Raw genomic sequence first — 26717 nt, forward strand, 5'->3', positions numbered from 1 at the left:
GTGCAAAAATCCCGCCACGGCACGCCGTGGCGGGATTTTTTATGGATGGCGTCTGGTCATCAGGGCGTGCTGGATGACGCCGGCGGGGCCAATGGTTCTGGATGGGGCTGCCACACCTCATAAGGGCGATGCAGCCTGGAGTAGATCTCGGCCAACTTGCCGGATGCGGCCAGCCGGTCGATGGCCGTGCTGAGGAAGTGATCCATATCATCACCCGCCGCCCCCTTGGCGATGATGAAGACATCCTCGAAATCACCGAAGTGTTCCCGGTGGATGTTGGTCAGCCCCAGTTGGCGCAGCACCAGGTCGGCTTCCTCCTGGGCCCAGATGAAGGCATCGATGCGACCGCGTGAGAGCTTGCGCAGCGACTGCTCTATGCTCATGGACCTTTGCAGCGGGATGGGCAGAAAGCCCGGAGTGGCTTCGATCAGCAGATCCCGTTGGGTAGGCTCAACCCCATAGGCCATGTCGGTGGTGACGGGGTGAGCCGTATTGCTGTAGATGACATGGGTGACTTTGCCAAAGCTGCGGGTGCTGAAGCGATAGGGCAGCATGTCCGCATCGTGCAGATTGCGGATCGCGGGCAGGCTGAAGTCGGCCTTGCCTGCGATGACACCGGCCATGGCACGGGCAATGGGGTATATGGTGATACGGATGCTGACCTCGGGAGACTGCTCATCAATCGCCCGCACCAGATCAACGAAGGGGCCCGTCTTGTCGGCGTTGATGAGGCCCGGCAGCTCGCCAAGATGGGCGTTGAGGATGCGAACCGGTTTGTCCGACGGCGTGCCTGCCAGGGAGAGGCTCAGGGTGGTGACCCCCAGCAGGCCGAGCAGGAGAAACAGCAAGATGCAGGTATGTCTGGTCATGATCTGGTCACACCCTTGGGAGATGGTTCCAGAAGTGTAGTCAGAGCCGCTTCGGCCAGATCGAACCGGGCTTGCCTGCAGGGCCGCGATGGATGGGGTTTTACTTATCGCTCCCTGCTCACTAGACTTCGCCTCCCACTTCTTTATTCAGCCGATATCTGCGTAGCCCCATGACCTTTAGCGAACTCGACCTCAATCCCGCCCTGCTGGCGGCCCTGCCTGCCAGCCTGCACACCCCGACCCGCATCCAGCAGCTTGCGATACCCGTGGTATTGGCGGGGCAGGATCTGCTGGCGCTGGCCCAGACCGGCAGCGGCAAGACGCTGGCATTCGGGCTGCCGCTGCTGCAACGGCTGGATCCCGCCTCCAGTCTGGTGCAGGGGCTGGTGCTGGTGCCGACCCGCGAGCTGGCCACCCAGGTGAGCGCCGCCTTGCAAGGGGTCGCCGAGGCGCTGGGGCTGCGCGTTTTGACCCTGTGCGGCGGCGTGGCGCAGGAGCGGCAACAGGCCGAACTGGCGCTGGGGCCGCAGCTGCTGGTGGCGACGCCGGGGCGGCTGCGGGATCTGCTCACTCAGCAAGTGCTGGGGCTGGATGGCCTGCAACAGCTGGTGCTGGATGAGGCAGATCGCCTGCTGGAGATGGGCTTCTGGCCCGACATCCAGTGGTTGATGAATGAGATGCCCGCCGAGCGTCAGACCCTGCTCTTCTCCGCCACCCTGCCTGCCGAGCTGGATGAGCTGGCGACCGGCCTGCTGACAGAGCCGGCCCGCATCGAGGCCAATCCCCTCAACAGCCTGGTGAACGAGATCGAGGAGCGGCTCTATCTGGTCAACAAGAGCAGCAAGGTGCCGGCGCTGATCAGCCTGCTCAAGGAGCAGGCCTGGCCGCAGGTGCTGGTCTTCATCAGCGCGCGGGACGATGCCGACGGCGTGGCCAGGAAGCTGGCCAGGGCGGGGATCCCGGTTGCCGCCCTGCATGGCGAGAAGGAGCAGGCGGTGCGGGATCAGGCTCTCGACGATTTCAAGGCCGGCAAGGTACGGGTGCTGGTGGCCACCGACCTGATGGCGCGGGGCATTCACGTGGAGGCGCTGCCGCTGGTGATCAACCTGGACCTGCCCGCCAGCGCCCCTGTCTATGTGCACCGCATCGGCCGCACCGCCCGCGCCGGGCGCGAGGGGCTGGCCATTTCGCTGGTGTGCCACGGCGAGAGCGATACCCTGGCGGCGATCCGCACCCTCACCGGCCGTGAGTTGCCGCTGGCGGAACTCGCCGGTTTCCCGGTGACCGACCTGCCCGCCAGCGGGGAGGGCAAGCGCCCCCCACGCGACAAGCAGGCGAACCGCCGCACCGCCAACAAGCGCAGCGTCAAGCAGTTCAAGGGCAAGGCCTGATTCAAGGATGGACTGCCCGCTTGGGCAGTACCAAAGGACGCCGGTTTCACTATGCTCCATGGGTTCAACCACGGAGGGATAGGCAATGGCGAGTCTGGTAATGGGGCCCCTGCTGGGGCTCGAAGCTGAGACGCAATACAGCATCTGTTTTCTGGCAGGGCCCGGCTGCAAGGGCGCCAGCATCAGGATCAACGGCAGCCTGTTGCCTGCCGGCAAGCAGGCGGATACCCCAAAGGGCGGCTTCTGGCGGGCCAACTGGACGGCCAACCCGGCCGCCGGGGGGGCGAGCGTGGAGTACCAGATCCTGCTGGATGGGGAGCCCGCCCGGGATCTGGCCGGGGACGACCACTGGCAGTTTCATCTGCCGGGGTCGGCGGAGCAGGTGCGCATCGGTTATGCCTCCTGCAACGGTTTTTCCGACTTCAAGCTGCTCACCTCCACGCCTCAGCCCTATGTGATGTGGGATCGGCTTGCTGCCGAGCACACCGCGCATCCCTTCTCGCTGTTGCTGATGGGGGGTGATCAGGTCTATGCCGACTCCCTCTGGACCACAGTGCCCAGCCTCAAGGCCTGGAACGAGCTGGACAGGACGGAGAAGGTCAAGCGCAAGGCGACCCGCACCATGGAGGAGCAGCTCGATCGCTTCTATTGCGATCTCTACTGCAAGCAGTGGGGACGGCCCGAGGTGGCCCGCCTGCTGTCCCGGGTGCCAAGCGCCATGATGTGGGATGACCACGACATCTTTGATGGCTGGGGCAGCTATCCCGAGGATCTGCAGGGCTGCGATGTCTATCGGGTCATCTATGCCGCCGCCTCCCGCTATTTCCGGCTGTTCCAGCTGCGCAGCGGCGCCAATGCCTCCCTGCTGGACCCGGTCAACTTGGCCCATTACTCCTGGCTGCTCAGCTTTCGGGGCTACCGGATCCTGGCGCTGGACAACCGGGCGAATCGCACCCAGGCCCAGGTGATGAGCCAGTCCCAGTGGGATCAGGTCAACGGCGCGCTGGCCTGCTGCAACGCGGGCCACCTGCTGGTGATGGCGGGCGTGCCCGTGGTCTACCGGGACTTCTCCTTCACCGAGGCGGCACTGGATGCCACCCCCTGGGAGGAGGAGCTGACCGACGATCTCAAGGATCATTGGCGGGCCAAGGCCCATCAGGGGGAGCGGGCCCGGCTCATCATGCGGCTGCTGGACAACGCCCGAGTACGGCGCCAGCACAAGACCCTGATCCTCTCCGGCGACGTGCACGTGGGCTGCCTTGGCGTCATTCAGGACAAGCGTGAAGGGGTCACCAATGTGCACCAGCTGGTCTCCTCCGGCATAGTCCATCCCTGTCCCACCCAGTTCCAGTGGATGGGGATCCTCGCCATGACCAACGACAATCCAGAGTACCTCGACGAAAACCGCTCGATCCGCGCCGAGCTGATCAAGCCGTTCGGCGCCCCCGTCTACCTGCGCACCCGCAACTTCGCCACCCTGCTGATGGGCAGCGACAACAAGCTGTGGGCCAACTGGCATTGCGAGAACGGGCTGGCCGCCAGCTACCCGCTGGCCTGAGGGGCTGGCAAACGCAAAGGGCCCTGACGGGCCCTTTTTCTTTCCAACGTCAGGCTCCCCGGGCCGTTTCCCGCTCAGGGCTTGCCCTGTGCCTGGGCGAAGAAGTCGCGCCTAAACTGGCCGAGCACCTCCTCCCTGTGCTGCTGCCAGCGCTCGGGATCCATGTTCCCCTGACTGGCCGCCAGCTGCTGCTCCAGCTCGGCCAGCTGCTGCTGGTAGTGGCCGCGTTGATCCAGCTGCTGCTGTCGGCTGGCAGCAAACTGCACGGTCGCTTCGGCCTGCCCGGCCGGCAGAAAGTGGCGAGCCAGGGTCGCCAGCTCCTCGTCCCCCCACAGCTGGCGCGCCTGCTGCAGGCGGGCGTCCGGGTTGAACAGATCCGCCGCCAGATCCGGATGATCCGCCGCCCACTCATCCTGCAGCCGGGTCAGGGCGGCCAGTCGCTCGGCCAGCGGCAGTTGCTCGTGCTCCTGCGCCAGCTGCTCGAGTGCCAGGGCGTAGCGCCCCTGCAGCCGAAACAGGCTCTCCCCCTCGCTCAACCATTGGGCCTCTATCGCCTCCAGATTGGCGAGCCGCTCGGCCAGCGGCTGCTCGCTGTCGCTCACCTCGCTGGCGAGCTGCTGGCTCAGCTCCTGCGGCATCTCCCGCCAGCTGGGGTGCGGATCTGTGGGCTGGCTCCCGCTGGCAGCCGGGGTGAGCCGGGTCATGAGGGCCGTCATAGGGGGGGCTGGTGCCTGCTGTGGCTGACGTGCCCCGTGCAGGCTGGCCTGTGCGTCGGCCGGCGTCTGCGGCGGTTCATACTGCCAGCCGAGGTTGAGCAGCAAGAGCGAGAGGACCGCCAGGGCCAGCAAGCCGTAGCGGCGCTTCATCGGCTGATCTCTCCCTTGACCGGGAAGTGATCGGAGAGGTTGCTGGCGGGCCAGAGGCTGCCATCGCTGGAGCGCGGGATCCAGACGCTGTTGAGGTTGTGACTGGCTGCGCCGTACTCCCGGCTCACCACCAGATAGTCGAGATACTCGACGTTGGCGCCGCCGGAGAGGGGCCCGCCGGCGTAGGGGTTGAGCCTGGGATCGAAGGTGGCCTCGGTGTAGCCGCCATAGCTGGGCTCATGAGCGTTCAGGTTGGCCAGCATGCCGGCGTAGTCGTCGGCAAACTTGCGCTTGTTGACGTTGAAGTCGCCGCCGTAGATGACGGTGTCGCTGGTCGGGATCTTGAGGCTGGCGGCCAGGGTGCGCATCTGGCCGAACTGGATCTGGCGCAGCCGTCTCGCCTCGTCGGTGTCGAAGCTGGCGGTGTGGGTGGCGAACAGGTGCCAGGCCTTGCCCCCCTTGATCACCTCGGCGTACATGACCCCCTTGTCGGCGAAGCAGTCGGTGCCTGTGCACTGGGGATAGACCAGCTGGGCCTCGCGCACGATTGGGTAGCGGCTGACGATCACTACGCCGCCGTCATGGATGTTGACCCCCGGCTTGTCGAGCACCTTGGTCTGATAGGGATACTCTTTCGCCAGCGCCTGCAGGAAGCCCTCGCGGCGGCCATCGAACACCTCCTGCAGCAGCAAGGCGTCATAACCCTTGAGGTGCTCGGGCAGCAAGGCCAGCCGCTCGCCTATGCTGGCGGCGATCACCGGCAGGGCCCAGACGTTGTAGCTGGCGACCTTGAGCTTGCTCTCCGCCGGTTCTGGCTGCTCCCGCTTTTGTGGCGGCGTCAGCATATAGTGCAGATCGTCGTAACGGCCGGTGAACTTGGCGGCGAAGGCCAGCTCCTGCGGGCCCTGGGTGCGATGCAGGGCGCGATCGCTCTGCCAGCCCGAGCTGGCGGTCGGGGTGTCGCCACCGTGCTGCAATGTGGTGTTCCACCAGGTGCCCTCCATCAGCTGGTTGAGGCGATAGGTGTCGCCCCCGGCCGTGGTGACACGGGTTTCGAACAGATAGCTTTTGCCCGCCTTCACCCCCTCGTAGCGGTTGAAGCTGAGCACCATGGCGCTCTCCCAGGGGCCCAGCTCCGTTCTGTGCTGGATCCACTGGCTGCCCGCCTGCAACTGGCCGCTACCGCTCTGGCGGATCTCCAGCTGCAAGGGCTCTGGGCCGTTGTTGGTGAGGTAGACATCGGTATCGGCCAGCGCCTGCAACGGAAACTGGCTGGCCAGCAGCAGGGCGGCATAACTGAGAGGCTTGTGCATCATTAAGTCCTTTTGGTTGAGGCACGATGGAAAGTGACTGTTATGGCGGGCACAGAGGTCATTTCATTTACATTTTTGTTACAAATAAATGAAAGGCCCCATATGGGGAGAGGGGGCATTGAGGGGAGGGAGCTGTGCCCCGCCCACGTGGAGGGCAGAGCAGGCTTGGCAATCAGGGGCGCGCGTGCCGGCCGGCATGCGCGCCCTTGTTACGGGTCAGTGGCGGAACTGGTTGATCAGGCGGGAGAGGGCATGCAGCCGCTCCACCAGCAGCGTGATGCCGTCCAGGGCCTGTCTGCTGTTGTCGGCTGTGTGGCTGGCCAGCTGGTGGATCTGGTGGATGCCATGATCCAGGGTGCTGGTGACATCCGCCTGCTGGCTGACGGCCTGGGCTATCTCGTCGCTGGTGTGGGTGACCTGAGCCAGCATGCGGTTGATCTGGTTGAGCACCTCGGCTGTGGTGCTCACATGCTGCTGGCAGCGCTCCGAGGTCTGGGCCCCCAGGGTCATGCCATCGGCCAGCTGGCGGGTGGTCTGCTGCAGCGCCTGGATCATCTCGTTGATCTCGCCGGTGGAGCTGCGGGTCTTCTGGGCCAGCGCCCGTATCTCGTCGGCCACCACAGCAAAGCCGCGCCCCTGCTCACCGGCCCGCGCCGCCTCGATGGCCGCATTGAGGGAGAGCAGGTTGGTCTGATCGGCGATCTGGCTGATCACCGCCAGGATCCCGCTGATCTTCTGGCTGTCGCCGGTCAGCTGCGCCAGTACCTGATGGTTGGCGTCTAGCTCCTGATGGAGCTGGTTGACCGATGCCTGGGTGGTCGTCAGCGCCTGCAGCCCCTCGGCCGACACCTGTTGCACCTCGCCCACCAGGGCATTGGCCTGATGGGCGTTGCTCGCCACGTCGCGAATGGAGTGGCTCAGTTGTGTGATGGCGGCGGCCAGCTGCTCGCTCTGGGCCCGCTGCTGTTGCAGGTGGATGTCTATGGTCTGGATATTGCCCCTGTCATCCTCGGCGGCCTGCAGTATCTGCTGGTTGGTGTCGGCGCTGCGCCCCACCACCGCCTTGAGCTCGGCCCGCTTCATGCGCAGGGCCAGCTCGAGAGCCGCCAGTGTGTCTCGCCGTTTGGTGTAGAGCACCTGACAGAGCGGGGTGCCCATCTCCTCGCCAGCCGTGACGGCCAGCCGGTTGAGCCTCTGTTGCAGCCGGCGGCCGTGGATCATCTGGGCCAGCAGCGCCGCCGCGCCGGGCGCTCCCCACAGGGGATTGCCGGTGGCGAGGGCCGCCAGCAGGGCGAGCAGGGCCGTGCCGGAGAGGAGCAGGGTGAGCTGGCCCGGCTCCAGGGTGAGCCGGCTGAGCCAGGGCAGCGCCTTGCCCGCCCGGATGCGGGCGTAGAGCTGCTCCGCCCAGGCGATGTCCTGCTCGCTCGGGCGGGTACGCACCGACTGGTACTCTATGATCTGCCGCTGTTCGTTGAGAATGGGGGTGACGTAGGCGTTGACCCAGTAGAACTTGCCGCTCTTGGCGCGGTTCTTTACCAGCCCCATCCAGCTTTTGCCCTGTCGCAGTCGTTGCCACATGTCGGCAAAGGCGGCCTTGGGCATGTCGGGGTGACGCACCAGATTGTGGGGGACCCCCTCCATCTCGTCGGCGTTGTAACCGGCCACCTCGCAGAAGTGCTGGTTGGCATAGGTGATGTGGCTGGCGGGATCCGTGGTCGAGATCAGTGATAGATGGTCGGGGAAGCGTATCTCCCCCTCCCGTTGGGTTGTTGTCATGTGAGCATCCTGAGTGAGCCAAGTAACTGATAGTTTTGTTTTTATTTTTTGTGATGGTTACCGGCCATTTTATGGGGCAAAGATGACGCTATCTTGGCTTGGGTCAATTAATCGACACGCGAGCCTGGCAAAAAAGTGCAAATAGAAAGTCTATATCGAGCGGGCAGGCCGCAGGCAGGGGGCAGAGGAGGGGAAACAAGGGCGCCCCGGGCGGGGCGCCCGGGATCAGCGGCTGGCCAGGGGGTAGGTAAAGAGGGCCAGATGGGCGAAGTTGAACAGGAAGTGGATCGCGATGGCGACGCTCAGGCGACCACTGAACTGGAACGCCAGGCCGTAGCAGGCGCCCGCTAGGGCGGCAAACAGCATCAGCAGCGGGCCGCCGGCCAGGTGGGCTGCGCCGAACAGCAGGCTGGCCACCAGGATGCCGAGCCAGAGCCGGCTGCGGGCGGCCACCCCCTGCTGGATGAAGCCGCGAAACAGCGCCTCTTCCGCCACGCAGGTGAACAGCAGGTTGTTGAGGGCAAACAGCCACCACCAGTGGGGCAGGCCAGCTTCGGGCTTGAGGGCCCCCAGCTGCCAGGCGGTGATCAGCAGGGCCGCCAGCGGCAACAGCAGCAGGGCCAGCGCTCGCCAGCGGATCGCACCGCCCTGGCCGAGCAAGGCGGGCCAGGCCAGCAGCAGGCCGAAGAAGACCAGCGGCTTGTCCAGATTGAGGTACATGTTGAAGGGCACGCTGGCGGGGCCGGCCTGCACCTGATCCAGCACCTTCAGATTGCTGAAGCCGGGGATGAGGTGCAGCATCAGCGCTATGGCCCACAGCAGCATCAGGGTCAGGGCGGCGCCACGCCAGGGCTGGGGCAGGCTGGGGGTGCGCCAGGCCAGCAACAGGCCCGCCAGCGTGATCAGCAGGGCGAAGGGGCTGAGATGGTTGAGGTAGAGGGCGGCCAGCAGGGCGACCCCCAGCAGGATCAGGCCGGGCAGGCGTTGCCGGGCCAGACAGAGCAAGACGGCCAGCGCCAGTGCTCCCCAGATGAGCGAATCAGGTAGAGGTAACATTGAGTCTCCAAGGCCGATAAAAGTCCCGCACCTTAACAAGTCGTCACATCATGACACAAGGCTTAATAGGCTGGTCGGATCCCTGCAAGGGCGAGTCCGCGGCGGGGCGCCGCCATGAAAAAGCCGGAGCTGAGGCTCCGGCTTTTCTGATACGGCATTGCCAGGTTTGGGGCGTTTTCGCGGCCCGCCCCGGCAATCACCCGGGATTTATCGACCGGATTCGGCGATGACGCGGGCTATGATGTCGGCACGCTTGGTGGCTTCCAGCTCGCCCAGGGCGATGAGGCCGGCCTTGAAGATGACGTTCTTCGGCAGGCTGACGTCGTCCAGGGTGGTGATGGCTTCGACGTGCAGGCCGTTCAGACGGCTGGCATCGCGCGGGCTCAGGTTGACCTGAGTGTTCATCACCTGCTTGCCTTTCTTCTTGGCAGGCACGGCCTGTTTGGTCTGGTCCTGCTCGTCTTCCGGCTGTTCTGGTTGTTCGCCGTCAAAATCGTAAATAGACATAGTCAATCCTGTTGGGTTGCAAGGGGCATGCTCGCCCGAAATGTGGGTATTCAGCCCATATCCTCGTTGCGGATAAAGGCGCGCCAGGAGCCGAGCACCTGGGCAAAGTCTTCCAGTCCGCACATGGCCAGCTGCTCATCATCGTAGTAGGCGAGATCGTCGAGATCCTCATCCAGCTCGATATTGAGGACGTTGGCTTTCACCTCGGCCTCCTCATGGGTGAGCAGCAGTGAATAGTCACCGCCGTGCAGCAGGTATTCAGTGCGGGTGCGATTGGACAGCTGGTCGATGATGGAGAAGAGCTCGTCGAGCTTCTCCTCATCCTTGCCAACTTCATCGATCAACCACTGACCGATGGCCTCATGGCCCATGGAGAACCGAGCGCGATAGCCACCGAACGGGTCGCGGCGAAATTCATAGTCCATAGCGGAGTCCATATCGGAAGGATGAAGCCACCACGCCACACAGCGGCATAACGCCAGATCCATGATCCATGGTGGGGCACATATAGCGTAAAGTGACCTATTCTAGCGATCCCTCCCGCGCTTGTCTTGATGATGTGGGATCTTTGCACGTCGGCCCCTGTGATTGTGGGCCACCAGGCGTCATGCCAGCTTGTTGTCCGGAGATGTTATGCAGCTAAACGATACCCTGGCCCGTCAGATAGTGAGCCGGGCGATGAAGATATTGTCGTTCTCGGTCAACGTGATGGATGAACACGGTTTGATCATCGCCTCCGGCAATCCCGAGCGCCTCCATCAGCGCCACGAAGGGGCCGTGCTGGCGCTGACCGAGAACCGGGTGGTGGAGATAAGCGAGGCGACCGCCCAGCAGCTCAAGGGGGTGCGTCCCGGCATCAATTTGCCCATTGCCTATCAGGGGGAACTGCTCGGGGTCATAGGCATCTCGGGTGATCCGGACATCGTTCGTGCTTACGCCGAGCTGGTGCGGATGACGGCCGAACTCATTCTGGAGCAGGCGGCGCTCACCGAGCAGTTGCAGTGGGACAAGCGCCACAAGGAGGAGCTGGTATTGCAGCTCATTCGCGGTGAGGGGCGGGTCGATCAGCTGCAACAGGCGGCCCGTTTCCTCGAGCTGGATCTGGACCAGCCTCGGGTGGTGGCCGTGCTAGCGCTGGAGGAGGCGGATCCCGCCCGCCTGCGGGAGCTGGTGCATCTGCTGGAAAATCCGGAGCGGGACAATCTGGTGGCCATCAACGGCCTCGACGAGATAGTGGTGCTCAAACCGGCCCAACTGAGCGAGGGTGTCTGGCAATCGGAGCAGGAGCGCAGCCGCATCAAGCAGTTGCTGGCCCGCATTCCCCACTTCAAGGTACGGATTGGGGTGGGTGATTACTTCGGCGGCATAGATGGTCTGGCACGCTCCTACCAGACGGCGCGGGATACTCTGCGCCGGGGCATGCGGCAGGCTCCGCGCAAGCAGGTCTACTTCTTCGAGGATTACCGGTTGCCGGTACTGCTCGGCAGTCTGGCGGACTCCTGGCAGGCGGATCAGCTGCGGGCCCCCTTGCTCAAGCTGGCGCAGGAGGACACAAAAGGAACGCTGCAAAAGACGCTGCGCCAATATTTCTTGCAGGATTGTGATCTGCATCCCTGTGCCGAAGCCCTGTTCATTCACCCCAATACCCTGCGCTATCGGCTGACCCGGATCGAGCAGATAACCGGTTTGAATTTCAACAAGTTAGACGACAAGTTCCTGCTCTACCTCGGGCTCAATCTCGACAGCTGATTTGTTGTAACGAACAAAAAACCTCTCTTTAAAGAGACCTTATTTGGCTTTTCAGCCAACGCATTCCGATCCCGGATCACCATAATGGCCACCACTCACTCCCATTCAAGGTGCCCGTCATGATCCCTGTATCCGCGCTCGGCGCTCTCGCCGCGCTCTCCATCGCCATCTTCCTCATTCTGAAGAAGGTGCCGCCCGCCTACGGCATGATAGTCGGCGCCCTGGCCGGTGGCCTGATCGGCGGGGCCGATCTGACCCAGACGGTCGCCCTGATGATAGGTGGCGCCCAGGGGATCACCACGGCGGTGATGCGGATCCTGGCGGCCGGTGTGCTGGCGGGCGTGCTGATCGAATCGGGCGCGGCCACCACCATAGCCGAGACCATAGTCAAGAAGCTGGGCGAGACCCGCGCCCTGCTGGCGCTGGCGCTCGCCACCCTGATCCTGACTGCGGTCGGCGTCTTCGTGGACGTGGCCGTTATCACGGTTGCCCCCATAGCGCTGGCCATAGCGCGCCGTGCCGACCTCTCCAAGGCGGCCATACTGCTGGCCATGATAGGCGGCGGCAAGGCGGGCAACGTCATGTCCCCCAACCCGAACGCCATAGCCGCGGCCGATGCCTTCCACCTGCCGCTCACCTCCGTCATGGCGGCCGGCATCATACCTGGCCTGTTCGGGCTGGTGATGGCCTACTGGCTGGCCAAGCGTCTGAACAACAAGGGCAGCAAGGTCGCGGCCGACGAGGTGGTGAGCTTCAGTGGCAGCAAGCTGCCTGGCTTTGCCGCCGCCATCAGTGCGCCCCTGGTTGCCATACTGCTGCTGGCCCTGCGTCCGCTGGCCGGTATAGTGGTGGATCCGCTCATCGCCCTGCCCCTTGGCGGCCTGGTCGGGGCCCTTATGATGGGCAAGTTCAGCAAGGTGAACCAGTTCGCGGTCTCGGGTCTGGCCCGCATGGCGCCGGTGGCCATCATGCTGCTGGGTACAGGTACCTTGGCGGGCATAATCGCCAACTCGGGCCTGAAGGATGTGCTGATCAGCGGCTTGACCGCCTCCGGTCTGCCCTCCTACCTGCTGGCCCCCATCTCGGGTGCCCTGATGTCGCTGGCGACCGCCTCGACCACGGCCGGGACTGTGGTGGCTTCCAACGTGTTCAGTTCCACCCTGATTGAGCTGGGCATCAGCAGTCTGGCGGGGGCCGCCATGATCCATGCCGGTGCTACCGTGTTTGACCACATGCCCCACGGCTCCTTCTTCCATGCCACCGGTGGCAGCGTCCACATGGGCGTGGGGGAGCGCCTCAAGCTCATCCCTTATGAAACAGCCGTCGGTCTGACCATAGCAGCCGTCTCCACCCTGATGTTTGGCGTGTTTGGTCTCGCCTGAGGAACTGATATGAAAATTGTTATCGCACCGGATTCATTCAAGGAGAGCCTGAGCGCCATGGCGGTGGCTGATGCCATCGAGGCGGGTTTCAAGCAGGTGTTGCCAGAGGCCACCTACATCAAGTTGCCCATGGCCGATGGCGGCGAGGGCACAGTGCAATCCCTGGTGGATGCCACGGGCGGCAGCATACTGCCGTTTTATGTGACAGCGCCGCTCGGCAACCAGGTGCAGGGCTTCGTCGGCCTGCTGGGGGATGGCGAGCGCGCCGTCATCGAGATGGCGGCGGCCTCCGGCCTGCACCTAGTGCCCCCCGAGCTGCGCAATCCGCTGCACACCTCCAGCTTCGGTACCGGCGAGCTGATCCTGGCAGCCCTCGACATGGGCGTGAAACACCTGATCCTCGGCATAGGCGGCAGTGCCACCAACGATGGCGGTGCCGGCATGATCCAGGCGCTCGGCGGCAAGCTGCTGAGAAGTGATGGCACCCCCATAGCATCGGGCGGCGCCGGGCTGGCGGAGCTGGCCACCATAGATCTGAGCGGGCTGGACTCCAGATTGGCCAGGACCACCATAGAGGTGGCATGTGATGTGGACAATCCGCTGTGCGGGCCGAAAGGCGCCTCCGCCGTGTTTGGCCCGCAGAAGGGGGCCAACGCCGACATGGTGGCCCAGCTGGATGCCAACCTCTCCCACTACGCCGACCGCATCGAGCATTCCCTCGGCTGCCAGGTGAAGGCGATCCCGGGGGCCGGCGCCGCCGGTGGCATGGGCGCGGCCCTGGTGGGCCTGCTCGGTGCCGAGCTCAAGCCCGGCATCCAGATCGTCATAGCGGCGCTGAAACTGGCCGAGGCGGTGGCCGATGCGGATCTGGTCATTACCGGTGAAGGTCGTATCGACAGCCAGACCATTTATGGCAAGACGCCAATCGGTGTCGCACGCTGTGCCAAGCAGTTTGGCAAGCCGGTGATAGGTATTTCGGGTTGCCTCACCGACGATTACGGTGTGGTGCACGAACACGGACTGGATGCGGTGTTCGCCGTGGTCAACCGCGCCATGTCCCTGCCGGAGGCGTTGGCCACCGCCACCACCAACCTGCAGCTCACGGCCCGCAACGTGGCCGCGCTCTATATGCTGCGCAGTTAATCCTTTTCTGGCTGGTGCCTGGCACCGGCCAAACCCTGCCCCGTGTCGCGGTGATGACCGGCATCCACTGCCGGTCTGCCCGAAACACCTTGCCGATCTGTCGATCGGCTTTTTTCATTATCCTGCTGTATCCCCACCACTTTTCTGCGGTTTCTGTGTTCCGGTTGCGCACTTTGCGGCATAGTGATCCCCCATAGTACAAGGAGCAACCCATGATCTTGCTGACCCTGGGGGTACTGCTGTTTACCCTTATCCACCTCTACCCCTGCTTCGCCGCTGCCCACAGGGAGCGCCTGCGCGACCGGCTGGGGGAGAATCGTTACAAGGGGCTCTTCTCGCTGCTGGTATTTGTCGCCATCGGCTTCATTCTTGCCGGCTGGCGCAGTGCCAGCCCCATGCCGCTCTACTTGCTGCCCGCCTGGGGGCCGACCCTGATGATGGCCGCCATGCCGATCGCGCTGATCCTGTTTTTCTCCGGCCAGGGGCCCAATCACCTGCGGCGCTGGCTGGTGCATCCCCAGCTGCTCGGCACCCTGATCTGGGCCGGTGCCCATCTGGCGGTCAACAGCGAGGCCCGCTCCCTGGTGCTATTCGGTGGCATAGGTCTGTGGGCGCTGATCAGCATCATCTGGATTTCGGTGCGTGACTGGCAGCGTCATTCCCGTCCTGCGGCGAACTGGGTTGGCACCGGGATAAGCGTGGGGGCCGGGCTCGCGGTCACGGCGCTGCTGATCTTCTGGGGCCATGGCTGGCTGACCGGCATTCCGCTGCGCTGAGGCAGGGTTGAACCGGCTGCGCCGCCTGTGCGTATGACGCTCATCTGTTCAAAAGGAGTTGCCCGATGAAATGGTTCACTTTGTTATTGCTGCTCGGTGCGGGAGCCGTGTCTGCCGCCTGTCCCGACTACTTCAATGTGGAGATGCGAGAGCTCAACAACACCCAGCGCCACAACCTCTGCCAGCTGACCGAGGGCAAGGTCGTATTGGTGGTCAATACCGCCTCCTACTGCGGCTATCGCGGCCAGTTTCGGGATCTGGAGCAGCTCTATCAGACCTACAAGGAGAAGGGATTGATAGTGCTGGGCTTTCCGTCCAACGACTTCTGGCAGGAGGCGGGGGATGAGGGCAAGACAGCCGCCGTCTGTCGCCGTGACTACGGGGTGACCTTCCCCATGTTCAACCGGCTGGCGGTGCGTGGTGACGATGCCAGCCCGCTCTACAAGGGGCTGGCGGCTGCGGCGGGCGAGGCGCCGGGCTGGAACTTTCACAAGTACCTGATCGGGCGCGACGGCAAGCTGGTCGCGAGTTATGGGGCGAACCAGAATCCGGCCGACGATCCTCTGCAAAAAGAGGTCAAACGGGCGCTCGGTCTTTAGGCCTACCCCGCTGCGGGCGGCTCTGGAATAATGGAGGCCCGCTTTCCTATCTGGTAATCCCGTGCTGCAACGTCTGCCCCAAATGGTGATCTTCGATGCCCTGGTCCGTGAACAGGGCATCTCGGCGGCCGCGCGACGGCTCGGCGTCTCCAAGTCCCACATCAGCAAGCAGCTGGCCCAGCTTGAGACCGAACTCGGTGCCCAGCTGGTGCAGCGCACCACTCGCCGCTTCTCCCTGACCGAACTCGGCCAGGAGTATGCCCGTCACTGCCGCGCCCTGGTGGCGGTGGCGCTGGAGGCGGACTCCATGGTCGCGGAGCGCCGTGGCAAGGTAAGCGGCATCCTGCATCTCGGGGTCGGTCAGTCATTTGGCCGGCTGCACGTGATCCCGCGCCTCAAGGCGTTTCAGGATCGCTACCCCGAGCTGGAGCTGGAAGTCTCGCTGTTCGATCACAGAACCAATCTGGTGGATGAGGGGCTGGATCTCTGGATCACCACCTATGAAGACAAGCCCGAGGCGCTGGTGGGGCAGCGGCTGGCGGATATTCACTTCGTGCTGGTGGCCTCGCCGGACTATCTGCTGAGCCACGGCACCCCGCTGCACCCCAGGGATCTGGCCCAGCACAACTGCATCACCTACCAGAGCAGGGAGCGGCGCTACCACGAGTGGTCGTTTCGCCAGGGCAAGGAGCGTCAGACGGTGCAGGTGGCCGGCAACTACCGGGTGGATCTGGCGGAGGCGGTACGCGATGCCGCCCTGGCCGGGCTCGGTATCGCCTATGTCGCCAATTACTTGCTGGACAAGGAGTTGCAGTCCGGTCAGTTGATCCCCCTGCTGCCCCAGTGGCGGCCGAACCAGAAGATGGCGGTGCACGCCGTCTACGCCCGGCGCGAACATCTGGATCCCAAGATCCGGCTGTTCATCGATTTCCTCAAGGAGAGCTTCGGTCCCAATCCCTATTGGGAGCAGCGACTCGCCCCTTGGCTCGGCGGCAAATTGTCCGGCACAGAGGAATAATCGTTTCCATATACGAACACTAGCTTTCGCGTGATACCAAAATTGAACCAAATCAGCGGGTTGGCGCAACCGGTATCGTGCAAACGTTTTTGCTAACAGGACTGTAACCAAGTGGGCTTGCAGTGGCGGAGCATGGAGCGCAGAATCCGCGCCCATCTTTTGCCCTCTTGATGGAATCCCTATGATAGCCCTGCTCGGCATACTGAGTATCCTGGCCCTGGCCGTGCTCTGCTCTGATAATCGTCGTCGTATCCCGTTGCGAACAGTGGGTCTCGCCCTCTGCCTGCAAGTCCTCTTCGCCGGCCTGGTGCTCTGGCTGCCTGCCGGTCAGCACGTGCTGAACGGGGTCAGCGAGAGTGTCAGCAGCGTGATCGGTTACGGTCAGGAGGGGATCGCCTTCCTGTTCGGCGATCTGGCCAAGTTCAAGCTGGGCTTCATCTTTGCGTTCAACGTGCTGCCGGTCATCATCTTCTTCTCTGCGGTGATCGCCATCCTCTACCACATAGGCCTGATGCCGAAAGTGATCGCCCTGCTCGGCGGTGGCCTGCAGAAGCTGCTGGGTACCGGCCGTGCCGAGAGCCTCTCCGCCACCGCCAACATCTTCGTCGGCATGGTGGAGGCGCCGCTGGTGGTCAAACCCTATCTATCCAAGATGTCCGACTCCCAGTTCTTCGCCGTGATGAGCTGCGGTCTCGCCTCCGTGGCCGGCGGCACCCTGGTGGGCTACGCCAGTATCGGGGTCGAGCTGAAATACCTGATAGCTGCCGCCTTCATGTCGGCCCCGGCCGGTCTGGCGATGGCCAAGATCCTGGTTCCGCCCGGAATCGGCGAGGTGGATCACCATCAGGACGTGGAGATCCCCCGTGCGACCAATGTCATCGAAGCTGCGGCCGACGGTGCCATGGCTGGCCTCAACATAGCGGTCGCGGTCGGTGCGACTCTGCTGGCCTTCGTCGGGGTGATCGCCATGCTCAACGGCCTGCTGGGCTGGGCCGGCGATCTGGTGGGGCTGGAGCTGAGCTTCCAGATCATCCTGGGCTGGCTGTTCGCCCCCGTCTCCTGGCTGATCGGCGTGCCCTGGGATCAGGCCCAGGCGGCCGGCGCCCTGATCGGGACCAAGATAGTCATCAACGAATTCGTCGCCTTCATCGCCCTGGTGCAGGATCAGACCCTGAACGAATCGAGCAAGGCCATAGTCACCTTCGCCCTGTGCGGTTTTGCCAACATCTCCTCCATGGCGATCCTCATCGGTGGTCTGGGTGCCATGGTGCCGGAGCGCAAGTCCTTCATCGCCCGTTACGGTATGCGCGCCATACTGGCGGGTGTGCTGGCGAACCTGATGAGTGCCTCGCTGGCAGGCTTGTTCCTCGCACTCTGATTGACCCTGAAGTTAGCACCTTCCGGTCAGAGCCCGCTTCGGCGGGCTTTTTTGTGGCCGCGTTCGGGCAAAAAAAAAAGCGCCTCAGAGGAGGCGCGGGGAAAAAAGACAGATTGGAAGCGTCACATGGGTGCCACTTGAATGAGGGATGAGCCATGCCATCCAAGTGTGAAGCCATGATGCCTGACCCTGTCTGAAGCCCTTCTGAGGCGATTCTTCATACTGTGTTCATTTTGCTAAACGCAAAACGGGGCCAAACCAGCGGCTGAAGCCAGAGTTTTACAGGGATGCCGCTGCTGTCAGGGAGTCAATTCCAATGAACCGGCGGTCTGCTGCTCCAGCGCCGGCAGCCAGTGTTTTACAGGGATGCCGCTGTTGTCAGGGTGTCAATTCAAATGAACCAGCGGTCTGTTGTTCCAGTGCCAGCAACCAGCGTTTGATGGGTATGCCGCCGGCATAACCGGTCAGCTCGCCACTGCGCCCTATCACCCTGTGGCAGGGTACTATGATGCTGAGGGGGTTGCGGCCATTGGCGGCGCCCACCGCCCGCACCGCCTTGTGGTTGCCGATGGACTGGGCTATTTCGAGATAGCTGACGGTCTCGCCGTAGGGAATGTCGCACAGGGCGCGCCATACCGATTGCTGGAACGGGGTGCCTTTGGCGGCGAGCGGCAGCTCGAAGCGCTGCAGCCGGCCGGCGAAATAGGCGGCGAACTGCTCGACATAGGGCGCCAGCGCCAGATCATCCTGACGCCACTGCTGGGTTGGCATTATGGGACGCTCACCCTGCATGAACTCCACGTGGCGCAGGCCATCTTTATCGATGGCGATGAGCAGGGGGCCGTGGGCGCTGTCGCAAAAACTGTATCTCATCTTCTCTCATCCTTGGCGTGGGCAAGTCGTAAGGCTGGCGGTATTACTCCAGCACGGGTTTGCCGCGGGCCGACTTGATGTCGCCCTTGCGCTTCTTGGCGTCGACCCGCTTGCGCTGGGAGCTGCGGGTCGGCTTGGTGGCATGACGGGCCTTGGGGCGCCAGGCGGCCTTCTTCAGCAGCTCCACCAGGCGGCTCATGGCCTCCTTGCGGTTCATGTCCTGGCTGCGATGGGTCTCGACGCGGATCTGGATAAAGCCATCGTGTACCCGGCTGTCGCTCAGCTTGTCGAGTCCCTCCTTGTAGAGATCCGGCAGGCTGGGGGAGCTGCGGTAATCGAAGCGCAACCAGACGGCGGAGTCGGTCTTGTTGACGTGCTGGCCGCCGGCACCCTGAGCCCGCATGGCTTGAAACTGCAGCTCATGCCAGGGCAGGGTCACGCTGTTGGAGATGACTAACATACTGCTGTGCTCTTGTTTGGTGCATCGGGAGAGGCTGGTTCAGCTTGGTGCCTCATTATGGGGCGAGATGCGCTCCCTTGGTGATGTTGGGGGGTATCTATCCCGGACACAAACACTATCCTTTTGAAATTAAACAATAAAAAGACTTGGCACAAGAATTGATTCCCAATTCATGACATACCATGGATTGGGAGCAACCAGATGAAGCTGATTACTGCGATTATCAAACCCTTCAAGTTGGACGATGTGCGCGAAGCCGTCGCCAACCTGGGGGTCGAGGGTCTGACTGTGTCCGAGGTCAAAGGGTTTGGCCGCCAGAAGGGGCACACCGAATTATACCGGGGAGCCGAGTACCAGGTCGACTTCTTACCCAAGGTGAAGCTGGAAATAGCGACGGCCGATGACAACGTCGAAGGTGTGATAGAGGCGATCTGCAAGGCGGCCTACACCGGCAAGATCGGTGACGGCAAGATCTTCGTCTACGACCTGCTGCAGGCGGTGCGCATTCGCACCGGCGAGAGCGACGACGAGGCGCTCTGATCCCTCGCGCCTGATGCCGGTTCGAGCAAGGGCACTCTGTTGCGGCTTGGCCGGACCGGGCAGAGTGCCGATGTGAAGTCGCGGATGGACTCCATGGTGGGGCTGGATAGGATTCTATCCGGCCCTTTTGTTTGTACGGCGTTTAAATATGTGATCCCGCACTCGATGTTTTCTTGATCCCGCTGTCGCGGCCAATGCAAAATACAAACAGCAATGGTTATCACTCGATATAGCAACTCAAGGAATGGATGATGAAAATGAAGATGCTGGCTCTGGTTTTCTCGACTCTGGCTGCTCAGGGAGCGTTGGCGGCAGGGGAGGTGAACGTCTACTCCAACCGGCAGGATGAGCTGATCAAGCCCATCATCCAGCAGTTCGAGAAGGAATCGGGTATCAAGGTCAACGTGGTGTTCGCCAAAGAGGGGCTGAACGAGCGTCTGGAGCGGGAAGGCAAGCTCTCCCCGGCCGATCTTATGCTGACCGTCGACATCAGCCGGCTGACCGATCTGGTGGACAAGGATCGGGTGCAGCCGGTGGACAGCAAGATACTGCAGGAGAATATCCCCGCCATCTATCGCGATCCGGACAACAAGTGGTTTGCCCTGACCACCCGGGTGCGCGCCATCTATTCCAGCAAGGATCGCCTCGGCAAGCTCGACACCATCAGCTATGAAGATCTGGTGAAGCCTGAATTCAAAGGGAAAATTTGTACCCGCAGCGGCAAGCACGAGTACAATGTGGCGCTGGTTTCCTCCATGATCGCCCATCACGGCATGGCGGATGCCAAGACCTGGCTGGAAGGGGTCAAGGCCAACCTGGCGCGCAAACCGCAGGGCAACGACCGGGATCAGGTCAAGGCGATCAAGGATGGCATCTGTGACCTGTCGCTCGGCAACAGCTACTATCTGGGCGCCATGCTGAAAGATCCGGCGCAGAAGTCCTGGGCCGATGCGGTCTACATCAACTTCCCGAACCAGGCCGACCGCGGTGCCCACGTCAACGTGAGCGGCGTGGCCATGACCAGGTACGCCAAGAACAAGGATGAAGCCCGCAAGCTGATGGAGTTTCTGGCTGGCGACACGGCCCAGCACATGTATGCGGACGTGAATGCCGAGTATCCGGTCAAGGCCGGGGTGGAGCCGTCCGCCATGGTCAAGTCCTGGGGCAGTTTCAAGTCTGACCCCATGCCGGTCAGCGATTATGCCAAGCACCGCAAGGATGCCTTGCAGCTGCTGGATGAAGTGAAATTCGACTTGTAATCAGATGGGGCCAAGGGCCCCATCAACTTCTGTGGTCTCATGAAAAATTGTGGATGGATTGCCGGCAGCTGGGCCACCGCCCTGCTGCTGGGTTTGCCGGTGCTCGCCCTGATCTTCTCCGCCTTCTCGGCAGAGGAGGACCTGTTTCGCCACCTCGCAGATACTGTGCTGCTCGACTACCTCGGCAATACACTGGGGCTGGTGGTGGGTGTGGTGCTGCTCAGCCTGCTGTTCGGGGTGCCCACCGCCTGGCTGGTCGCCATGTGCCAGGTGCCGGGGCGCCGCGCCCTGCAGTGGGCGCTGATGCTGCCCATGGCCATGCCCTCCTATATCGTTGCCTACGTCTATACCGACCTGCTCGACTACTCGGGTCCGCTGCAGGCGGGATTGCGAACCCTGTTTGAGTGGAGCAGACCGACGGATTACTGGTTCCCGGCCATTCGATCCCTCGGCGGCGCCGCCTGGGTGCTGGCGCTGGTGCTCTTCCCCTACGTCTATCTGCTGGCCCGAGCCTCGTTTCTGGAGCAGTCGGTCAGCCTGATCCACTCCAGCCGCTTGCTCGGCTGTACCCCCTGGCAGAGTTTTCGTCGTCTCAGCCTGCCGCTGGCGCGACCGGCCATCATGGTGGCCATCTCCCTGGTGGCGATGGAGACCCTGGCCGACTTCGCCACAGTCCACTTCTTTGCCATCAACACCCTGACCACGGCGGTCTACGACACCTGGCTCGGCTACGGCAGCCTGGCCACCGCCGCCAAGCTTTCTTGCCTGATGCTGCTGGCTGTGGTGCTGCTGATCGCCGTCGAGCGTCGCTCCCGTCGCCGTCAGCAGGTGTTCCAGAAATCCATGGGTCATGAGCCGCCGCTGCGCTACCCGCTCAAGGGGATGAGTCGTTGGCTGGCCGGGCTCTGGTGCTGGGGGCTGGTACTGGCCGGTTTCGGCCTGCCGTTCGTCATCCTGCTGGATTACGGGGTGCGCTATTTCGAACTCTCCTGGACGCCGGAGTTTGTCCGCTTCGCCGGTAACAGTCTGCTCATCTCGACGCTGACCGCCCTGCTCGCCATGGGCATAGCCCTGCTGCTCGGCTTCTTCCGCCGCCTCGATGGCGGAGTCAGGAGCCTGCTGCCCCTGCGCATCTCTGCCATGGGGTACGCCATGCCGGGCACTGTGCTGGCCATCGGCGTGCTGGTGCCGCTGACGGCCCTCGATTTTGCCATCAACGATCTGGCCGAGTGGCTCGGCCGCCAGGGCCCCGGCCTGCTGCTGACCGGCACCATCACAGCCATCGTATTCGGCTACCTGGTGCGCTTCGTGGCCATCGCCATCGGCTCGGTGGAGAGCAGCATGGGCAAGATCTCCCCCAGCCTCGACATGGCGGCCCGCTCCCTGGGACAGGGGGATGGCGGCATGCTGCGGCGGGTTCATCTGCCGCTGGTGCGGCGCGGCCTGTTTGCCGGCGCCATGCTGGTGTTCATCGAATCCATGAAGGAGCTGCCCGCCGCCCTGCTGCTGCGACCCTTCAACTTCGATACTCTGGCGACCCACGTCTATCAATTCGTCTCGGACGAGATGCTGGAGCGGGGGGCGCTCGGCGCCATCGTCATAGTGCTGGTGGGCTTGCTGCCGCTGATCTGGGTCAACCGCAGCCTAGATAGTCCGGGCCACTGAACGGGCAGATGAATCTCTGCAATCTTGTCCGGCCGCAGGTCGGTTCGAACCAAAAGAATATGAGGAAGTCAGCCGTGTCTTGCTTGCAGGTTGAAAATGTCAGTTGCCGTTACAACGGCCGCAATGTGCTGGAGCAGCTCTCCCTGATGGTGGCCGACAACGAGATCGTCTGCTTGTTTGAGGGTAGCGAGTGGCTGCGTCGAATTTAAAACATAAGGGGAAGCCAGCCGTGTCTTGCTTGCAGGTTGAAAATGTCAGTTGCCGTTACAACGGCCGCAATGTGCTGGAGCAGCTCTCCCTGACGGTGGCTGACAACGAGATCGTCTGTCTGCTGGGTGCGAGCGGTTGCGGCAAGACCACGCTGCTCAAGGCCATCGCCGGTCTGCTGCCGCTGGCCGGGGGCGCTATTCGCCTTGGTGATACCCTGCTGGATGGGCCCGGGGGCTGCGTGCCCCCCGAGGCGCGCAACATCGGCATGATCTTTCAGGATTACGCCCTCTTTCCGCACCTGACGGTGGCCGACAACGTCGGCTTCGGCCTGACCCGGCTCGATCGCCGCACTCGCCAGCAGCAGGTGGATGAGGCGCTGACGCTGGTCAATCTGCAGGGGCTGGGGGCGCGCTATCCGCATGAGCTCTCCGGCGGCCAGCAGCAGAGGGTCGCCATCGCCCGCGCCTTGGTGTGCAAGCCCAGGCTGATGCTGCTGGACGAGCCTTTCTCCAACATAGATACCCAGGTGCGGATGAAGCTTATTCTCGAGATCCGCGCCCTGCTCAAGCAGCAGGGGATAGGCGCCATCTTCGTCAGCCACAGCAAGGAGGAGGCGTTTGCCTTCGCCGACCGGCTGGCGTTGTTTCGGGCGGGTCACATCGAGCAGGTGGGCCAGCCGGAGCAGCTCTATCGTCGCCCGCAGAACCGCTTCGTGGCGGAGTTTCTCGGCGGGGTCAACTACCTGGCGGCCGAGGTGGTGGACAGCCACTGTGTGCAGACATCGCTGGGGGTGGTGTGCGGCACCGAGCCTCACGGCCGTGCCGTGGGCGAGCTGCTGCAATTGATGCTCAGACCCCAGCAGCTGTTGCTGGAGGCCGTCGACGGCGGTGAGCTGGCGGTGCTGGAGCAGCAGTTCCTCGGCCATCACTGCCGGGTGTTGTTCGAGTGTGGCGGCCAGCGGCTCGAGGCCAGCATTGGCGAGCCGCTTGGCGGGATGCGGGCCAGGGTCAACCTTGCCCCGCATGCGCTGGTGCTGTTTGATCCATTGCCGTGACAGACCTGATATCGTTGTGAAATCAAGGAACTGGATTCACTCTGGTTTATAATCGCGCAACGCAACGCCAACATAGCCAATGCCTGTTCAGGGGAGAGATATATGAAAGCCCAAGCCGGGATCTGTGCAGAGCCGAATCTGCACGCCCTCTATCTGATGTTCAATCGCACCGGTGACGGAGCCGAACTGGTGGCCCGTCTGGCCAGCTTGCCTGCCCTGTGGGAAGCCGTTGCCGCCGATTTCCCCGATGCCGGTTTCAGCGGTCTGGTCGCCGTCGGTGCCGATGCCTGGGATGGTCTCTACCCTGCCGCCCGTCCGCCCCAGTTCCGTGGTTTTATGGCTCAGGAAGCCAATGGTCATAAGGCGCCGAATACCCCGTTTGATCTCTTCGTGCAACTGCGCGCCGATCGGGTCGATGTGCTGCACCATGCCGGTCAGCGCGTGATGGCCCTGCTGGCGGGGCTGGCGGCGCTGGCCGAAGAGGTGCGCGGTTTCCGCAATCTGGATTGCCGGGATCTGACCGGCTTCGTCGACGGCACCGAAAACCCGCAGGATGAGCACAGGGCCGAAGTGGCGCTGCTCGAGGGCGGCGAATTTGCCGGTGGCTCCTATATCCACGTCCAGCGCTGGGTGCACGCCATGAGCGACTGGGAGAGGCTGGCCCTGAAGGAGCAGGAAGACATCATAGGTCGCACCAAGGCCGACAACATAGAGTATGAGTCGGCCGACAAGCCGCTGACCGCCCACATCAAGCGGGTCAACCTCAAGACCCCGAAGGGCGAGTCCATGGAGATACTGCGCCAGAGCATGCCCTGGGGCACAATGACAGAGCAGGGGCTCTACTTTATCTCCTGCTGCCGCACGCCGCAGCACTTCAACGCCATGCTGGCCAGCATGTACAAGGGGGAGGGCAGTCACTTCGACCACCTGCTGTGCTTCACCAGCGCCGTGACCGGGGCCGCCTTCTTTGCGCCGTCCGAGGATTATCTGGTGTCGCAGGGTAAATAAGCGCGGTTGAGATAACCAACAAAAATCCCGGCTAAGGCCGGGATTTTTCGTTCAGGGGGCGTCACCAGAGCGGGACGGCCAAACCTGATTAAGGGGTCTGTTCGAACAGCTCGAGGGCGGAGAGGTAGAGCTCTTCGATGTCGGTGTCGCTGGTCGGGGTGATGAAGATGGTGTCATCACCGGCTATGGTGCCGAGGATCCCTTCGGCCTTGCCGAGGGAGTCGAGCAGGCGGGCGATGAGCTGGGCCGCACCCGGGCTGGTGTGGATCACCACCAGGGCGCCGTTGTGGTCGACGTCCAGTACCAGGTTCTTGAGCGGGCTGGAGGTGGTGGGCACGCCCAGTTCCACCGGCAGGCAGTAGACCATCTCCATCTTGGCATTGCGGGTGCGAACGGCGCCGAAGCGGCTCAGCATGCGCGATACCTTGGACTGGTTGATGTTTTCGAAGCCCATCTCTTGCAGGGCAGTCACTATCTCTGCCTGGGAGCCAAATCGTTCTTCTTTCAGCAAGGCTTTAAAGGCCTTGGCCAGTTTTTCTTGCTTGTCGTTATGCTTCATCTTGGACTCACGAATGAGGAGGTGTGGCTGCCTGTCACGCTCAGGCGGCAGATATGAACAGCGTGCCCATTTTGCATTCATGTGCCTATTTTTGCAAGGAAGCGGCGCTTGTTCTGCATATTGATTCAAAATTAGCTTGCATCCACCCATGTTGGGGCTAAAATCGGGACGAAATTTTGAAAACTTATTCAATTGGGCTGTATGGGTATTGAATTAATCGGTATCGAAAAATCCTGGCACAAGGTGCCGGTACTGCAAGATGTCAGCTTTCGGACTGCACCCGGTGAGACCTTGGTGCTGCTGGGCCCGAGCGGTGCCGGCAAGAGTTCGCTGCTGCGCATGATGAACCTGCTGGACACCCCGGATGCCGGTGTATTGCGCATAGGTGAAAGTGAATTTTCTTTCCCGTCCAGCCTCTCTGCCGCCGAATTCAACCGTCAGGCACAGGCGCTGCGCCGCAAGGTGGGCATGGTGTTTCAGCAGTACAATCTGTGGCCACATCTGACCGTGATGGAGAACCTGATCGAGGCCCCCGTCAAGCTGCTCGGCATGAGCAAGGCGGCGGCCACCGAGAAGGGCGCCTACCTGCTGACCCAGTTGCAACTGGCCGACAAGCGCGATGCCTGGCCTGCCCGGCTCTCCGGCGGCCAGCAGCAGCGGGTGGCCATCGCCCGTACTCTGATGATGGATCCCCAGGTGCTGCTGTTTGACGAGCCGACGGCGGCCCTCGATCCCGAGATCACCAAAGAGGTGGCGGAGATCATCCGCAATCTGGGCCAGACCGGCATCACCCAGGTGGTGGTGACCCACGAGGTGGAGTTCGCCCGCAAGGTGGCCAGTCAGGTGATCTATCTGGAGAAGGGACGGATCATCGAATCCGGCTCCGCCGCCATTTTCACATCCCCGCAAACCAGCCGGTTTGCCGAGTTCTTGATGCATTGATATTCAAATCGATAAGGAAGCTGTCATGAAAAAGAGTCTGTTGCTGGTTGCTGCCATGGGCCTGTTGAGCACCTCGGTGCTGGCCAAGGAGATCAAGTTCGCCACCGAGGCCACTTATGCTCCGTTCGAATACCTGGATGACAAGAACGAGTTCCAGGGCTTCGACATCGATCTGGCCCGTGCCATCTGCACCCAGGCCAAGCTGGAGTGCAGCTTCCACAACCAGGCCTTCGACAGCCTGATCCCCAGCCTCAAGTTCCGTCGCTATGACGCCGCCATCGCCGCCATGGACGTGACCCCGGAGCGGGCCGCCCAGGTCGACTTCTCCGACATCTATTACGAGAACTCCGCCGTGTTCGTGGCCAAGAAGGGCGCCTTCAAGGGGCCGGAAGAGCTGGTGGACAAGACGGTCGGCGTGCAGAACGGCACCTCCCACCAGTCCTATCTGGTGGACAACTGGATCAGCAAGGGCCTGCTGACCGTGCCCTACGCCAGCTACCAGAGCGCCTTCCTCGACATGATGAACGGCCGTACCGACGGCGTGTTTGCCGATACCGCAGTCGCCGCCGACTGGCTCAAGCAGCACAAGGAATATGCCGTGATCGGCACCCCCGTGACCGACGCCAAGTATTTCGGTACCGGCTTTGGCATCGCGGTCGCCAAGGGCAATCAGGAGCTGCTGACTCAGCTGAACAAGGGGCTGGCCGAGATCAAGGCCAACGGCACCTATCAGAAAATCTTCGACAAATACTTCGCGCAGCCATAA

At 62.7% G+C, this 26717-nt stretch carries 27 protein-coding genes; 17 read left to right on the forward strand and 10 right to left on the reverse strand.

What is annotated here, in order from left to right; genetic code table 11:
- Positions 1–59: 59 nt before the first annotated feature.
- Complete coding sequence (locus BN1118_RS18775; protein WP_043557489.1) at positions 60–869, reverse strand: type 2 periplasmic-binding domain-containing protein; 810 nt, start codon at positions 867–869, stop codon at positions 60–62.
- A gap of 170 nt (positions 870–1039) precedes the next feature.
- Here BN1118_RS18775 and BN1118_RS18780 point away from each other — a divergent pair, with 170 nt between their 5' ends.
- Both BN1118_RS18780 and BN1118_RS18785 read left to right on the forward strand, forming a co-directional pair.
- Positions 1040–2260, forward strand: coding sequence for a DEAD/DEAH box helicase (locus BN1118_RS18780; RefSeq protein ID WP_043557490.1), 1221 nt, complete (start codon positions 1040–1042; stop codon positions 2258–2260).
- A gap of 85 nt (positions 2261–2345) precedes the next feature.
- Positions 2346–3818, forward strand: coding sequence for an alkaline phosphatase D family protein (locus tag BN1118_RS18785; protein ID WP_043557492.1), 1473 nt, complete (start codon positions 2346–2348; stop codon positions 3816–3818).
- 74 nt (positions 3819–3892) lie between these two features.
- Here BN1118_RS18785 and BN1118_RS18790 read toward each other — a convergent pair whose 3' ends face one another.
- The 6 genes from BN1118_RS18790 to BN1118_RS18815 all read right to left on the reverse strand — a co-directional run bounded on the left by BN1118_RS18790 (position 3893) and on the right by BN1118_RS18815 (position 9761).
- The gene (locus tag BN1118_RS18790; RefSeq protein WP_043557493.1) at positions 3893–4684 is read right to left on the reverse strand and encodes a F0F1 ATP synthase subunit delta; all 792 of its coding nucleotides are present in this window, start codon (positions 4682–4684) and stop codon (positions 3893–3895) included.
- Positions 4681–5997, reverse strand: coding sequence for a sphingomyelin phosphodiesterase (locus BN1118_RS18795; protein WP_043557494.1), 1317 nt, complete (start codon positions 5995–5997; stop codon positions 4681–4683). Before BN1118_RS18795 ends, BN1118_RS18790 begins: the two co-directional genes overlap by 4 nt.
- Before the next feature lie 216 nt (positions 5998–6213).
- Complete coding sequence (locus BN1118_RS18800; RefSeq protein WP_043557495.1) at positions 6214–7773, reverse strand: methyl-accepting chemotaxis protein; 1560 nt, start codon at positions 7771–7773, stop codon at positions 6214–6216.
- Positions 7774–7998: 225 nt separating this feature from the next.
- Positions 7999–8829, reverse strand: a complete 831-nt coding sequence (locus tag BN1118_RS18805; RefSeq protein WP_043557496.1) for a CPBP family intramembrane glutamic endopeptidase — start codon at positions 8827–8829, stop codon at positions 7999–8001.
- A 207-nt stretch (positions 8830–9036) separates the two neighbouring features.
- Positions 9037–9336, reverse strand: a complete 300-nt coding sequence (locus BN1118_RS18810; RefSeq protein WP_005313598.1) for a hypothetical protein — start codon at positions 9334–9336, stop codon at positions 9037–9039.
- A 50-nt stretch (positions 9337–9386) separates the two neighbouring features.
- Entirely contained in the window at positions 9387–9761 is a 375-nt protein-coding gene (locus BN1118_RS18815) for a YacL family protein (RefSeq protein ID WP_042038777.1), read from the reverse strand.
- Between the two features lie 208 nt (positions 9762–9969).
- Between BN1118_RS18815 and BN1118_RS18820 the strand changes: the two genes are divergently transcribed.
- From BN1118_RS18820 to BN1118_RS18850, 7 genes are all read left to right on the forward strand, one after another.
- Positions 9970–11085, forward strand: coding sequence for a sugar diacid recognition domain-containing protein (locus tag BN1118_RS18820; RefSeq protein ID WP_042869078.1), 1116 nt, complete (start codon positions 9970–9972; stop codon positions 11083–11085).
- Positions 11086–11204: 119 nt separating this feature from the next.
- Positions 11205–12467 (forward strand): GntP family permease, encoded by a 1263-nt coding sequence (locus BN1118_RS18825; protein WP_043557498.1) that lies wholly within the window; start codon positions 11205–11207, stop codon positions 12465–12467.
- A gap of 9 nt (positions 12468–12476) precedes the next feature.
- On the forward strand, positions 12477–13610 hold the full coding sequence (locus BN1118_RS18830; RefSeq protein ID WP_043557499.1) for a glycerate kinase: 1134 nt from the start codon (positions 12477–12479) through the stop codon (positions 13608–13610).
- A 212-nt stretch (positions 13611–13822) separates the two neighbouring features.
- Positions 13823–14386 (forward strand): NnrU family protein, encoded by a 564-nt coding sequence (locus BN1118_RS18835; RefSeq protein ID WP_043557500.1) that lies wholly within the window; start codon positions 13823–13825, stop codon positions 14384–14386.
- 65 nt (positions 14387–14451) lie between these two features.
- A complete protein-coding gene (locus BN1118_RS18840) occupies positions 14452–14985 on the forward strand; it encodes a glutathione peroxidase (protein WP_043557501.1) in 534 nt (177 codons plus the stop codon).
- A gap of 82 nt (positions 14986–15067) precedes the next feature.
- On the forward strand, positions 15068–16003 hold the full coding sequence (locus tag BN1118_RS18845; protein WP_016349403.1) for a LysR family transcriptional regulator: 936 nt from the start codon (positions 15068–15070) through the stop codon (positions 16001–16003).
- A gap of 181 nt (positions 16004–16184) precedes the next feature.
- Positions 16185–17381 carry a NupC/NupG family nucleoside CNT transporter gene (locus tag BN1118_RS18850; RefSeq protein WP_043557502.1) on the forward strand — a complete coding sequence of 399 codons (1197 nt, stop codon included), beginning with the start codon at positions 16185–16187 and terminating at the stop codon, positions 17379–17381.
- A gap of 378 nt (positions 17382–17759) precedes the next feature.
- Here the strand turns inward: BN1118_RS18850 and BN1118_RS18855 are convergent, their stop codons facing one another.
- Positions 17760–18254 carry a methylated-DNA--[protein]-cysteine S-methyltransferase gene (locus BN1118_RS18855; RefSeq protein ID WP_043557503.1) on the reverse strand — a complete coding sequence of 165 codons (495 nt, stop codon included), beginning with the start codon at positions 18252–18254 and terminating at the stop codon, positions 17760–17762.
- 43 nt (positions 18255–18297) lie between these two features.
- On the reverse strand, positions 18298–18714 hold the full coding sequence (gene arfB / locus BN1118_RS18860) for an alternative ribosome rescue aminoacyl-tRNA hydrolase ArfB (RefSeq protein ID WP_042038790.1): 417 nt from the start codon (positions 18712–18714) through the stop codon (positions 18298–18300).
- Between the two features lie 201 nt (positions 18715–18915).
- On the opposite strand from arfB, the gene glnK reads away from it, so the two are divergent.
- The 6 genes from glnK to BN1118_RS18885 all read left to right on the forward strand — a co-directional run bounded on the left by glnK (position 18916) and on the right by BN1118_RS18885 (position 24450).
- Entirely contained in the window at positions 18916–19254 is a 339-nt protein-coding gene (glnK, locus tag BN1118_RS18865) for a P-II family nitrogen regulator (protein ID WP_042869091.1), read from the forward strand.
- Between the two features lie 251 nt (positions 19255–19505).
- Entirely contained in the window at positions 19506–20513 is a 1008-nt protein-coding gene (locus BN1118_RS18870) for a Fe(3+) ABC transporter substrate-binding protein (protein WP_084214197.1), read from the forward strand.
- A gap of 39 nt (positions 20514–20552) precedes the next feature.
- On the forward strand, positions 20553–22178 hold the full coding sequence (locus BN1118_RS18875) for an ABC transporter permease (RefSeq protein WP_043557505.1): 1626 nt from the start codon (positions 20553–20555) through the stop codon (positions 22176–22178).
- A 74-nt stretch (positions 22179–22252) separates the two neighbouring features.
- Complete coding sequence (locus tag BN1118_RS22410) at positions 22253–22387, forward strand: hypothetical protein (protein ID WP_280136105.1); 135 nt, start codon at positions 22253–22255, stop codon at positions 22385–22387.
- Positions 22388–22407: 20 nt separating this feature from the next.
- Positions 22408–23442, forward strand: a complete 1035-nt coding sequence (locus BN1118_RS18880; RefSeq protein WP_043557506.1) for an ABC transporter ATP-binding protein — start codon at positions 22408–22410, stop codon at positions 23440–23442.
- Positions 23443–23544: 102 nt separating this feature from the next.
- Positions 23545–24450, forward strand: coding sequence for a Dyp-type peroxidase (locus tag BN1118_RS18885; RefSeq protein WP_043557507.1), 906 nt, complete (start codon positions 23545–23547; stop codon positions 24448–24450).
- Between the two features lie 88 nt (positions 24451–24538).
- Here the strand turns inward: BN1118_RS18885 and argR are convergent, their stop codons facing one another.
- A complete protein-coding gene (argR, locus tag BN1118_RS18890; protein ID WP_005308670.1) occupies positions 24539–25009 on the reverse strand; it encodes a transcriptional regulator ArgR in 471 nt (156 codons plus the stop codon).
- Between the two features lie 201 nt (positions 25010–25210).
- Between argR and BN1118_RS18895 the strand changes: the two genes are divergently transcribed.
- Both BN1118_RS18895 and BN1118_RS18900 read left to right on the forward strand, forming a co-directional pair.
- Positions 25211–25951 (forward strand): ATP-binding cassette domain-containing protein, encoded by a 741-nt coding sequence (locus BN1118_RS18895; RefSeq protein WP_043557508.1) that lies wholly within the window; start codon positions 25211–25213, stop codon positions 25949–25951.
- A gap of 25 nt (positions 25952–25976) precedes the next feature.
- Positions 25977–26717: a transporter substrate-binding domain-containing protein gene (locus BN1118_RS18900; protein WP_043557509.1), complete on the forward strand. Its 741-nt coding sequence runs from the start codon at positions 25977–25979 to the stop codon at positions 26715–26717.

Source organism: Aeromonas bestiarum (assembly GCF_000819745.1).
Lineage (GTDB): Bacteria > Pseudomonadota > Gammaproteobacteria > Enterobacterales > Aeromonadaceae > Aeromonas > Aeromonas bestiarum.

Bases quoted from the DNA above. Each gene is read 5' to 3' on its own strand.
- arfB (WP_042038790.1), bottom strand. From the start codon at position 18,714: ATGTTAGTCATCTCCAACAGCGTGACCCTGCCCTGGCATGAGCTGCAG.
- BN1118_RS18895 (WP_043557508.1), top strand. From the start codon at position 25,211: ATGGGTATTGAATTAATCGGTATCGAAAAATCCTGGCACAAGGTGCCG.
- BN1118_RS18835 (WP_043557500.1), top strand. From the start codon at position 13,823: ATGATCTTGCTGACCCTGGGGGTACTGCTGTTTACCCTTATCCACCTC.
- BN1118_RS18885 (WP_043557507.1), top strand. From the start codon at position 23,545: ATGAAAGCCCAAGCCGGGATCTGTGCAGAGCCGAATCTGCACGCCCTC.
- BN1118_RS18800 (WP_043557495.1), bottom strand. From the start codon at position 7,773: ATGACAACAACCCAACGGGAGGGGGAGATACGCTTCCCCGACCATCTA.
- BN1118_RS18870 (WP_084214197.1), top strand. From the start codon at position 19,506: ATGAAAATGAAGATGCTGGCTCTGGTTTTCTCGACTCTGGCTGCTCAG.
- glnK (WP_042869091.1), top strand. From the start codon at position 18,916: ATGAAGCTGATTACTGCGATTATCAAACCCTTCAAGTTGGACGATGTG.
- BN1118_RS18840 (WP_043557501.1), top strand. From the start codon at position 14,452: ATGAAATGGTTCACTTTGTTATTGCTGCTCGGTGCGGGAGCCGTGTCT.
- BN1118_RS18815 (WP_042038777.1), bottom strand. From the start codon at position 9,761: ATGGACTATGAATTTCGCCGCGACCCGTTCGGTGGCTATCGCGCTCGG.
- argR (WP_005308670.1), bottom strand. From the start codon at position 25,009: ATGAAGCATAACGACAAGCAAGAAAAACTGGCCAAGGCCTTTAAAGCC.
- BN1118_RS18795 (WP_043557494.1), bottom strand. From the start codon at position 5,997: ATGCACAAGCCTCTCAGTTATGCCGCCCTGCTGCTGGCCAGCCAGTTT.
- BN1118_RS18790 (WP_043557493.1), bottom strand. From the start codon at position 4,684: ATGAAGCGCCGCTACGGCTTGCTGGCCCTGGCGGTCCTCTCGCTCTTG.
- BN1118_RS18805 (WP_043557496.1), bottom strand. From the start codon at position 8,829: ATGTTACCTCTACCTGATTCGCTCATCTGGGGAGCACTGGCGCTGGCC.
- BN1118_RS18825 (WP_043557498.1), top strand. From the start codon at position 11,205: ATGATCCCTGTATCCGCGCTCGGCGCTCTCGCCGCGCTCTCCATCGCC.
- BN1118_RS18830 (WP_043557499.1), top strand. From the start codon at position 12,477: ATGAAAATTGTTATCGCACCGGATTCATTCAAGGAGAGCCTGAGCGCC.
- BN1118_RS18900 (WP_043557509.1), top strand. From the start codon at position 25,977: ATGAAAAAGAGTCTGTTGCTGGTTGCTGCCATGGGCCTGTTGAGCACC.
- BN1118_RS18855 (WP_043557503.1), bottom strand. From the start codon at position 18,254: ATGAGATACAGTTTTTGCGACAGCGCCCACGGCCCCCTGCTCATCGCC.
- BN1118_RS18780 (WP_043557490.1), top strand. From the start codon at position 1,040: ATGACCTTTAGCGAACTCGACCTCAATCCCGCCCTGCTGGCGGCCCTG.
- BN1118_RS18775 (WP_043557489.1), bottom strand. From the start codon at position 869: ATGACCAGACATACCTGCATCTTGCTGTTTCTCCTGCTCGGCCTGCTG.
- BN1118_RS18820 (WP_042869078.1), top strand. From the start codon at position 9,970: ATGCAGCTAAACGATACCCTGGCCCGTCAGATAGTGAGCCGGGCGATG.
- BN1118_RS18845 (WP_016349403.1), top strand. From the start codon at position 15,068: ATGGTGATCTTCGATGCCCTGGTCCGTGAACAGGGCATCTCGGCGGCC.
- BN1118_RS18875 (WP_043557505.1), top strand. From the start codon at position 20,553: ATGAAAAATTGTGGATGGATTGCCGGCAGCTGGGCCACCGCCCTGCTG.
- BN1118_RS18810 (WP_005313598.1), bottom strand. From the start codon at position 9,336: ATGTCTATTTACGATTTTGACGGCGAACAACCAGAACAGCCGGAAGAC.
- BN1118_RS18785 (WP_043557492.1), top strand. From the start codon at position 2,346: ATGGCGAGTCTGGTAATGGGGCCCCTGCTGGGGCTCGAAGCTGAGACG.
- BN1118_RS18850 (WP_043557502.1), top strand. From the start codon at position 16,185: ATGATAGCCCTGCTCGGCATACTGAGTATCCTGGCCCTGGCCGTGCTC.